The organism is Sutterella sp. (assembly GCF_052272535.1).
Taxonomy (GTDB): domain Bacteria; phylum Pseudomonadota; class Gammaproteobacteria; order Burkholderiales; family Burkholderiaceae_F; genus Sutterella.
The window spans coordinates 1-1,694 of sequence record NZ_DAVZJY010000343.1 but is presented as its reverse complement, the minus strand read 5'-3'; the positions used below and the strand labels follow the sequence as shown (position 1 = coordinate 1,694).

The window sequence follows — 1,694 nt, the reverse complement described above, 5'->3', positions numbered from 1 at the left end:
GGAGCGCCTCCGCGCATTGCCCCATGCCGCCCGACGCCTCACGGTGCCCGAGGCGGCGAAGAGCATCTTCAGAAGGCGTGCACCTTCCCGCCCGTGAAGCCCACGGGTTTGGCGTTCTTCGAAGGCTTGACGACGAGCGAGGGCTTCGTCTTCGCCGGGTCCGCCAGGGGCGCGATGCCGGAGACTGAGCCGTGGCGGCGCCGAAGCTCCTCGATGTCGCCGAACTCGATCGCGCGCTCGGGGCAGCTTTCGACGCAGACGGGCATGCCGCCCGCCGATGTGCGCTCGATGCAGGCGTCGCACTTCGTCATCTTGCGGCGCTGGCGATCGAGCTACGGCGCACCATAGGGACAGGCGCGCGCGCACATGCCGCAGCCGATGCACTTCGCCGTGTCGATGAGGACGATGCCGTCCTCAGAACGCTTGTAGTGCGCTTTGGTCGGGCAGACCTTCACGCAGGCGGGATCCGCGCATTCGTTGCAGCCGATCGAGACGTAGTACGCGAAGACGTCGGCGCGCCAACAGCCGTTCTTGTCCTGCTTCCACTCGCCGCCTTCGTACTCCACGACGCGGCGGAAGTTGACGCCTGCGGGGGGATTGTTCTTGTCCGCGCAGGCAACCGAGCACGTCCGGCAGCCGGTGCAACGCGAGACGTCGATGAAGAAACCTTTCTGTGCCATTTTCCACTACCTCCCTTACGCGTTCGCTTCCGTCTTCGCCTGCGGCGCCCGGCGCACATCGACGAGGATGTTGTGCTGGGCGTTGCCCTTGGCGTAGGGGCTCGGGCGGTGGTTCGTGAGGGTGTTGATGCACCCACCCACGTCGACGCGGACGCCCCCGATCATCTCGGGCTTGTACCAGGCGCCCTGCGGAATCGTCACGACGCCCGGCATGATGCGGGGCGTGACGCGGCAGGGAAGCTGCACGACACCGCGGTCGTTGAAGACCTGCACGAGGTCGCCGTCGGCGATGCCGCGCGGGGCGGCGTCCACCGGGTTCAAGTAGACGGCGTCAGGATGGAGGCTTCTCAGGCGCGGGAGGTTGTGGAAGGTGGAGTGGATGCGGCCGTGACCGTGGAAGCCGAAGCACTGCAACGGGTACTTCTTCGCCGCAGCCGGGTCGCCCGGCATGTCCCAGGTGCGCCAATACTGCGGCAGCGGCGTGATCTGGTCGCCCTCGGCGAGCACCCAGTCGGCCGTTTCCTTGGCGAGGCGCTCGGAATAGATTTCGATCCTGCCCGACGGAGTCTTGAGCGGATGCTTCACAGGGTCCTTTCGGAAGCCTTCGAGCGCGAGCGGGTCCTTGCGGTAGTGCCAGACCTTCGCGAGGCCGTTCTTCCAGAAGGTTTCAAAGTCGGGGAGCTCCGGAACCTTCTTGCGGGTCTCCTCGTAGCACCAGCGCACCCACTCCTCCTGCGTGCGGCCTTCGGTGAACTCCGCCTCGAGTCCGAGTTCGCGCGCGATCATGCGGCAGATCTCCCAGGAGGGCTTCTGCTCAAATTCGGGTTCGCACGCCTTCTGAATGGCGAGCATTTCGGCGACGTCGCCGTGGCTGCCGCCCTGGCAGGCCGCGTCGGTGGTCTCTGGCCCGAGCGTATCGGGAAGCAGAATGTCGGCGTAGCGGCACGACGGCGTCATCAGGCGAAGGTGTGCACGGATTTCGGAGCGCACCTGAGGGAGTTCAACGGCGAGCGG

Annotated in this window: 1 protein-coding gene and 1 pseudogene; both read right to left on the bottom strand. The window is 66.3% G+C overall.

The genetic code is table 11. The annotated features are described in order from the left end of the window. Positions 1 to 68: 68 nt before the first annotated feature. Positions 69 to 680, bottom strand: a pseudogene (locus tag ACT6Y9_RS10845) (DMSO/selenate family reductase complex B subunit). A gap of 15 nt (positions 681 to 695) precedes the next feature. Next, a partial coding sequence (locus ACT6Y9_RS10840; protein WP_443744538.1) for a molybdopterin dinucleotide binding domain-containing protein occupies positions 696 to 1,694 on the bottom strand: 999 nt, incomplete at its 5' end.